Annotated in this window: 7 protein-coding genes and 1 pseudogene; all 8 read left to right on the top strand. The window is 52.0% G+C overall.

Translation table 11 applies throughout. The annotated features are described in order from the left end of the window. Window positions 1-180 (top strand): annotated as a pseudogene (gene tuf, locus JKP81_RS23060) (elongation factor Tu); the annotation flags it as partial. A 228-nt stretch (window positions 181-408) separates the two neighbouring features. Then, entirely contained in the window at window positions 409-792 is a 384-nt protein-coding gene (secE, locus tag JKP81_RS23055) for a preprotein translocase subunit SecE (protein ID WP_003033128.1), read from the top strand. 1 nt (window position 793) lies between these two features. Beyond that, entirely contained in the window at window positions 794-1,339 is a 546-nt protein-coding gene (nusG, locus tag JKP81_RS23050; RefSeq protein WP_006816549.1) for a transcription termination/antitermination protein NusG, read from the top strand. 141 nt (window positions 1,340-1,480) lie between these two features. Continuing rightward, the gene (rplK, locus tag JKP81_RS23045; RefSeq protein ID WP_002438627.1) at window positions 1,481-1,909 is read left to right on the top strand and encodes a 50S ribosomal protein L11; all 429 of its coding nucleotides are present in this window, start codon (window positions 1,481-1,483) and stop codon (window positions 1,907-1,909) included. 3 nt (window positions 1,910-1,912) lie between these two features. Next, the gene (gene rplA, locus JKP81_RS23040; RefSeq protein ID WP_017460030.1) at window positions 1,913-2,617 is read left to right on the top strand and encodes a 50S ribosomal protein L1; all 705 of its coding nucleotides are present in this window, start codon (window positions 1,913-1,915) and stop codon (window positions 2,615-2,617) included. 300 nt (window positions 2,618-2,917) lie between these two features. Further along, window positions 2,918-3,415, top strand: coding sequence for a 50S ribosomal protein L10 (gene rplJ / locus JKP81_RS23035; RefSeq protein ID WP_002438625.1), 498 nt, complete (start codon window positions 2,918-2,920; stop codon window positions 3,413-3,415). A 66-nt stretch (window positions 3,416-3,481) separates the two neighbouring features. Beyond that, window positions 3,482-3,850, top strand: coding sequence for a 50S ribosomal protein L7/L12 (gene rplL / locus JKP81_RS23030; protein ID WP_014882064.1), 369 nt, complete (start codon window positions 3,482-3,484; stop codon window positions 3,848-3,850). Window positions 3,851-4,173: 323 nt separating this feature from the next. Next, window positions 4,174-8,202, top strand: a complete 4,029-nt coding sequence (rpoB, locus tag JKP81_RS23025) for a DNA-directed RNA polymerase subunit beta (protein ID WP_200553600.1) — start codon at window positions 4,174-4,176, stop codon at window positions 8,200-8,202. The last annotated feature ends 76 nt before the right edge of the window (window positions 8,203-8,278 follow it).

The following is an 8,278-nucleotide window of genomic DNA, read 5'->3' as shown; positions in this document are numbered from 1 at the left end:
ACTGACGTGACTGGCACCATCGAACTGCCGGAAGGCGTGGAGATGGTAATGCCGGGCGACAACATCAAAATGGTTGTTACCCTGATTCACCCGATTGCGATGGACGATGGTCTGCGTTTCGCAATCCGTGAAGGCGGCCGTACCGTTGGCGCGGGCGTTGTAGCAAAAGTTCTCAGCTAATCGCTGATAACATTTGACGCAATGCGCAAGAAGAGGGCATCATTTGATGCCCTTTTTGTACGCTTTCGAACCAGAACCTGGCTCATCAGTGATTTTATTTGTCATAATCATTGCTGAGACAGGCTCTGAAGAGGGCGTTAGTCCGAATCTCGCCAGAGCATTTCGGTTTGGTTGCCTCGCTTATGCGGGGCAAAAATGTTTGTCTGAATTCTTGTGACAGGTTGGTTTATGAGTGCGAATACCGAAGCTCAAGGGAGCGGGCGCGGCCTGGAAGCGATGAAGTGGGTTGTTGTTGCAGTACTGCTGCTCGTGGCTATCGTTGGCAACTATCTTTATCGTGACATGATGCTGCCGCTCCGCGCGCTGGCAGTTGTTATTCTGATTGCTGCAGCAGGTGGTGTCGCGCTGTTGACGACGAAGGGTAAAGCGACCGTTGCTTTTGCCCGTGAAGCGAGAACCGAAGTACGTAAAGTGATTTGGCCCACTCGTCAGGAAACATTGCACACCACATTGATCGTGGCTGCCGTAACTGCAGTCATGTCACTGATCCTGTGGGGACTGGATGGTATTCTGGTCCGCCTGGTTTCCTTTATCACTGGCCTGAGGTTCTGAGATGTCTGAAGCTCCTAAAAAGCGCTGGTACGTCGTTCAGGCGTTTTCCGGTTTTGAAGGCCGCGTAGCCACTTCGCTGCGCGAGCATATCAAATTACACAATATGGAAGAGCTGTTTGGCGAAGTCATGGTGCCGACTGAAGAAGTGGTCGAAATCCGTGGCGGCCAGCGTCGCAAAAGCGAACGCAAATTCTTCCCGGGCTACGTCCTTGTTCAGATGGTGATGAATGACGCTAGCTGGCACCTGGTACGCAGTGTTCCGCGCGTAATGGGCTTCATCGGCGGCACGTCCGATCGTCCGGCGCCGATTAGCGATAAAGAAGTGGATGCGATTATGAACCGCCTGCAACAGGTTGGTGATAAGCCGCGTCCGAAAACGCTGTTTGAGCCGGGTGAGATGGTCCGCGTTAGCGACGGTCCGTTTGCCGACTTTAACGGTGTGGTTGAAGAGGTGGACTACGAGAAGTCTCGCCTGAAAGTGTCCGTTTCTATCTTCGGTCGTGCGACCCCGGTAGAACTGGATTTCAGCCAGGTCGAAAAAGCCTAAATATTCGGCGATCAAACGTTGCACAGGGCGCGAAATTGACATACAATTTCGCGCCTTTTGTTTTTATGGGTCTCGTATCCGTAAAACGTATTCAAACAGGGGGAGCCTTTCGGGGCGCTATACCCAAACGAGGAAATTTCAATGGCTAAGAAAGTCCAGGCCTACGTCAAGCTGCAGGTTGCAGCTGGCATGGCAAACCCGAGCCCACCGGTTGGTCCGGCTCTGGGTCAGCAGGGTGTTAACATCATGGAATTCTGTAAAGCGTTTAACGCCAAAACTGATTCCATCGAAAAAGGTCTGCCGATTCCGGTTGTTATTACCGTTTACGCTGACCGCTCCTTCACTTTCGTTACCAAAACGCCTCCGGCAGCAGTTCTGCTGAAGAAAGCGGCTGGTATCAAGTCTGGTTCCGGCAAGCCGAACAAAGACAAAGTGGGCAAAGTAACCCGCGCTCAGGTGCAGGAAATTGCTCAGACTAAAGCCGCGGACATGACCGGTGCTGACATTGAAGCGATGACTCGCTCAATCGAAGGTACTGCGCGTTCCATGGGCCTGGTAGTGGAGGATTAAGAAATGGCTAAACTGACCAAGCGCATGCGCGTGATCCGTGACAAAGTTGATGCGACCAAACAGTACGACATCAACGAAGCCATTGCTCTGCTGAAAGAGCTGGCCACTGCTAAATTCGTAGAAAGCGTAGACGTTGCTGTTAACCTCGGCATCGACGCGCGTAAATCTGACCAGAACGTACGTGGTGCAACTGTACTGCCGCACGGTACTGGCCGTTCTGTTCGCGTAGCCGTATTTACCCAGGGCCCGAACGCTGAAGCTGCTAAAGCAGCTGGCGCTGAGCTGGTAGGTATGGAAGATCTGGCTGAGCAGATCAAAAAAGGCGAAATGAACTTCGACGTTGTCATTGCTTCTCCGGATGCAATGCGCGTTGTCGGCCAGTTGGGCCAGGTTCTGGGTCCGCGTGGCCTGATGCCAAACCCGAAAGTTGGTACCGTAACGCCGAACGTTGCTGAAGCGGTTAAAAACGCTAAAGCTGGTCAGGTTCGTTACCGTAACGACAAAAACGGCATCATCCATACCACCATCGGTAAAGTGGATTTTGACGCTGATAAATTGAAAGAAAACCTGGAATCTCTGCTGGTTGCGCTGAAAAAAGCAAAACCGTCTCAGGCGAAAGGCGTGTACATCAAGAAAATTAGCATCTCCACCACTATGGGGGCGGGTGTTGCGGTAGACCAGGCTGGTCTGAACGCAGTAGCGAACTAATATTCGCCTTTACGTGGGTGGTGGATTTGTCTACAATCTTACCCCCACGTTCTGCTAGCGTAAGTTAGCAAACAAACAAATTTGTTCGTTGGAGCCTGGCCTAATCCAGGCCTCCGTCGAAGACCGCAGGTGTTTCGTAAGAAGCTTAATTCCCTGCGTAGACGGTGACAGAACCTAAAGATTATTTTTAAAGTACTCTTTGGCTTGTTTCTGCTCACCGTATTAAGACGCTCTTTTCATTGAGAAGAGTGAAGTGAGTTCCAGGGCATGAGCCCTGGCAAACATCCAGGAGCAAAGCTAATGGCTTTAAATCTTCAAGACAAACAAGCGATTGTTGCTGAAGTCAGCGAAGTAGCCAAAGGCGCGCTGTCTGCGGTTGTTGCGGATTCCCGTGGCGTTACCGTAGATAAAATGACCGAACTGCGTAAAGCAGGTCGCGAAGCCGGCGTTTACATGCGTGTTGTTCGCAACACCCTGCTGCGCCGTGTTGTTGAGGGTACTCAGTTTGAGTGCCTGAAAGACGCGTTCGTTGGTCCGACCCTGATTGCATACTCTATGGAACACCCGGGCGCTGCTGCTCGTCTGTTCAAAGAGTTCGCGAAAGCGAATGCAAAATTTGAGGTCAAAGCCGCTGCCTTTGAAGGTGAGTTGATCCCGGCGTCCCAGATCGATCGCCTGGCAACCCTGCCGACCTACGAAGAAGCAATTGCACGCCTGATGGCAACCATGAAAGAAGCCTCTGCTGGCAAACTGGTTCGTACTCTGGCTGCTGTACGCGATGCGAAAGAAGCTGCTTAATCGCAGTTTTCCTTATAAAGCATTTGCTTACGTATAAACTTATTCTGATATTCAGGAACAATTTAAATGTCTATCACTAAAGATCAAATCATTGAAGCAGTTGCCGCTATGTCCGTAATGGACGTTGTAGAACTGATCTCTGCAATGGAAGAAAAATTCGGTGTTTCTGCTGCCGCTGCTGTAGCTGTTGCTGCTGGCCCGGCTGCTGATGCTGCTGAAGAAAAAACTGAGTTCGACGTAATTCTGAAAGCCGCTGGCGCTAACAAAGTTGCTGTTATCAAAGCAGTACGTGGCGCAACTGGCCTGGGTCTGAAAGAAGCTAAAGACCTGGTAGAATCTGCTCCGGCCGCTCTGAAAGAAGGCGTGAGCAAAGATGACGCTGAAGCTCTGAAAAAATCTCTGGAAGAAGCTGGCGCTGAAGTTGAAGTTAAATAAGCCAACCCTTCCGGTTGCAGCCTGAGTAATTAGGCTGATGGCTGGTGACTTTTTGGTCACCAGCCTTTTTGCGCTGTAGAAGGTACCGGTAGCGTTTCACACTGTTTGACTGCCAGTAGCCTTTACAATGCTTGTTTCTATCGACGACTTAATATACTGCGACAGAAAGTTCTTTCTGTGTAAATCGCAATGAAATGATTTAAGCGTGATAGCAACAAGCATTGCGGAAAGTGCTCCACTTTCCGGTCTAAAAAATAGTGTTGCATAAACTGTCCCTTTCGACGGACAGAGTGGGTCGACTTGTCAGCGAGCTGAGGAACCCTATGGTTTACTCCTATACCGAGAAAAAACGTATTCGTAAGGATTTTGGTAAACGTCCACAAGTACTGGATGTCCCATATCTCCTTTCTATCCAGCTTGACTCGTTCCAGAAGTTTATCGAGCAAGATCCTGAAGGGCAGTACGGTCTGGAAGCGGCTTTCCGCTCCGTGTTCCCGATTAAGAGCTACAGCGGCAATTCGGAACTGCAATACGTCAGCTACCGTCTTGGCGAACCTGTTTTTGATGTTAAAGAATGTCAGATCCGTGGCGTAACGTATTCCGCTCCGCTGCGCGTTAAACTGCGTCTGGTGATCTACGAGCGCGAAGCGCCGGAAGGCACCGTTAAAGACATTAAAGAACAAGAAGTCTACATGGGCGAAATTCCGCTCATGACCGACAACGGTACCTTTGTTATCAACGGTACTGAGCGTGTTATCGTTTCTCAGCTGCACCGTAGTCCTGGCGTCTTCTTCGACAGCGATAAGGGTAAAACCCACTCATCTGGTAAGGTGCTTTATAACGCACGTATTATTCCTTACCGTGGGTCATGGCTGGACTTCGAGTTCGACCCGAAAGATAACCTCTTCGTGCGTATCGACCGCCGCCGCAAACTGCCGGCGACCATTATTCTGCGCGCGTTGAACTACACCACTGAGCAGATTCTTGATCTGTTCTTTGAAAAAGTTGTCTTTGAAATCCGCGACAACAAGTTGCAGATGGAACTGGTGCCGGAACGCCTGCGTGGCGAAACTGCATCCTTCGATATCGAAGCAAACGGCAAAATGTATGTTGAAAAAGGCCGCCGCATCACCGCGCGCCATATTCGTCAGCTGGAAAAAGACGAAATTCAACACATTGAGGTACCGGTAGAGTACATCGCAGGCAAAGTTGCGGCTAAAGACTACGTTGACGAATCCACTGGCGAGCTGATCTGCCCGGCAAACATGGAGCTGTCGCTCGATCTGCTGGCGAAACTGAGCCAGTCTGGTCACAAACGTATCGAAACCCTGTTCACCAACGATCTGGATCACGGTCCGTACATGTCTGAGACGGTACGCGTCGACCCGACCAACGATCGTCTGAGCGCGCTGGTAGAAATCTACCGCATGATGCGCCCTGGTGAGCCGCCGACTCGCGAAGCTGCGGAAAGCCTGTTCGAGAACCTGTTCTTCTCCGAAGACCGCTACGATCTCTCCGCGGTTGGTCGTATGAAGTTCAACCGTTCTCTGCTGCGCGACAGCATCGAAGGTTCCGGTATCCTGAGCAAAGAAGACATCATCGAAGTGATGAAAAAGCTCATCGGTATCCGTAACGGCATCGGTGAAGTGGATGATATCGACCACCTCGGCAACCGTCGTATCCGTTCCGTAGGCGAAATGGCGGAAAACCAATTCCGCGTTGGCCTGGTTCGTGTAGAACGTGCGGTGAAAGAGCGTCTGTCTCTGGGCGATCTGGATACCCTGATGCCGCAGGACATGATCAACGCGAAGCCTATCTCTGCAGCCGTTAAAGAGTTCTTCGGTTCCAGCCAGCTGTCACAGTTTATGGACCAGAACAACCCGCTGTCCGAGATTACGCACAAACGTCGTATCTCTGCACTCGGCCCGGGCGGTCTGACCCGTGAGCGCGCAGGCTTTGAAGTTCGAGACGTACACCCGACCCACTACGGTCGCGTATGTCCGATCGAAACGCCTGAAGGTCCGAACATCGGTCTGATCAACTCCTTGTCCGTGTACGCACAGACTAACGAATACGGCTTCCTCGAAACGCCATACCGTAAAGTGACCGACGGCGTTGTGACTGACGAGATCCATTACCTTTCTGCTATTGAAGAAGGTAACTACGTTATCGCTCAGGCGAACACCAACCTGACGGAAGAAGGTCGTTTCGTAGACGATCTGGTAACCTGCCGCAGCAAAGGCGAATCCAGCCTCTTTAGCGCAGACCAGGTTGACTACATGGACGTTTCCACCCAGCAGGTGGTTTCTGTCGGTGCTTCCCTGATCCCGTTCCTGGAACACGATGACGCCAACCGTGCATTGATGGGTGCGAACATGCAACGTCAGGCGGTTCCGACTCTGCGCGCTGACAAGCCGCTGGTTGGTACCGGTATGGAACGTGCTGTTGCCGTCGACTCCGGTGTAACCGCAGTTGCTAAACGTGGCGGTACTGTTCAGTACGTGGATGCCTCTCGTATCGTTATCAAAGTTAACGAAGATGAGATGTACCCGGGCGAAGCAGGTATCGACATCTATAACCTGACCAAATACACCCGTTCTAACCAGAACACCTGCATCAACCAGATGCCGTGTGTTTATCTGGGTGAGCCAATTGAGCGCGGCGACGTGCTGGCAGACGGCCCGTCCACCGACCTCGGTGAACTGGCGCTCGGTCAGAACATGCGCGTAGCGTTCATGCCGTGGAACGGTTACAACTTCGAAGACTCCATCCTCGTCTCCGAGCGTGTGGTTCAGGAAGATCGTTTCACCACTATTCACATCCAGGAACTGGCATGCGTGTCCCGTGACACCAAGCTGGGGCCAGAAGAGATCACCGCAGACATCCCGAACGTGGGTGAAGCCGCGCTCTCCAAACTGGATGAATCCGGTATCGTTTACATCGGTGCGGAAGTGACCGGCGGCGACATTCTGGTTGGTAAGGTAACGCCGAAAGGTGAAACCCAGCTGACACCAGAAGAGAAACTGCTGCGCGCGATCTTCGGTGAGAAAGCGTCTGACGTTAAAGACTCTTCTCTGCGCGTACCGAACGGTGTTTCCGGTACCGTTATCGACGTTCAGGTCTTTACCCGCGATGGCGTGGAAAAAGACAAACGTGCGCTGGAAATCGAAGAAATGCAGCTCAAACAGGCGAAGAAAGACCTGTCTGAGGAACTGCAGATCCTCGAAGCTGGCCTGTTTAGCCGTATCCACAGCGTGCTGGTTTCCGGTGGAGTTGAAGCTGACAAGCTCGACAAGCTGCCGCGCGACCGCTGGCTGGAACTCGGCCTGACCGACGAAGCGAAACAAAATCAGCTGGAACAGCTGGCTGAGCAGTATGACGAACTGAAACACGAGTTCGAGAAAAAACTCGAAGCGAAACGCCGCAAAATCACTCAGGGCGATGATCTGGCACCGGGCGTGCTGAAAATCGTTAAGGTTTATCTGGCCGTTAAACGTCAGATCCAGCCTGGTGATAAAATGGCAGGTCGTCACGGTAACAAGGGTGTTATCTCTAAGATCAACCCGATCGAAGATATGCCATACGATGAAAACGGCACGCCGGTTGACATCGTACTGAACCCGCTGGGCGTACCGTCTCGTATGAACATCGGTCAGATCCTTGAAACCCACCTGGGTATGGCTGCGAAAGGTATCGGCGACAAGATCAACGCCATGCTGAAACAGCAGCAAGAAGTCGCGAAACTGCGCGAGTTCATCCAGCGTGCATACGATCTGGGCGCTGACGTTCGTCAGAAAGTCGACCTGAGCACCTTCAGCGATGATGAGGTTCTGCGTCTGGCGGAAAACCTGCGTAAAGGTATGCCGATCGCAACACCGGTATTCGACGGTGCGAAAGAGTCTGAAATCAAGGAACTGTTACAGCTGGGTGGCCTGCCGACTTCCGGTCAGATCACACTGTTCGACGGTCGTACCGGTGAGCAATTCGAGCGCCAGGTTACCGTTGGCTACATGTACATGCTGAAACTGAACCACCTGGTTGATGACAAGATGCATGCGCGTTCTACCGGTTCTTACAGCCTGGTTACTCAGCAGCCGCTGGGTGGTAAGGCGCAGTTCGGTGGTCAGCGCTTCGGGGAGATGGAAGTGTGGGCGCTGGAAGCATACGGCGCGGCATACACCCTGCAGGAAATGCTCACCGTTAAGTCTGATGACGTGAATGGTCGTACCAAGATGTATAAAAACATCGTGGACGGCAACCATCAGATGGAACCGGGTATGCCTGAGTCCTTCAACGTACTGTTGAAAGAGATTCGTTCGCTGGGTATCAACATCGAGCTGGAAGACGAGTAACTCTCGCTCAAACAGGTCACTGGTGCCGGGTTAATCCCCGGCACCAGATTGTGCTAACTCCGACGGGAGCAAATCC

Origin of the sequence: Kosakonia sp. LAM2021, from assembly GCF_016620385.1 — a bacterium.
In the GTDB taxonomy this organism is placed as follows: Bacteria; Pseudomonadota; Gammaproteobacteria; order Enterobacterales; family Enterobacteriaceae; genus Kosakonia; species Kosakonia sacchari.
Note: the sequence above shows the minus strand (reverse complement) of the source record. Positions and strands in the feature narration are given on the sequence as shown.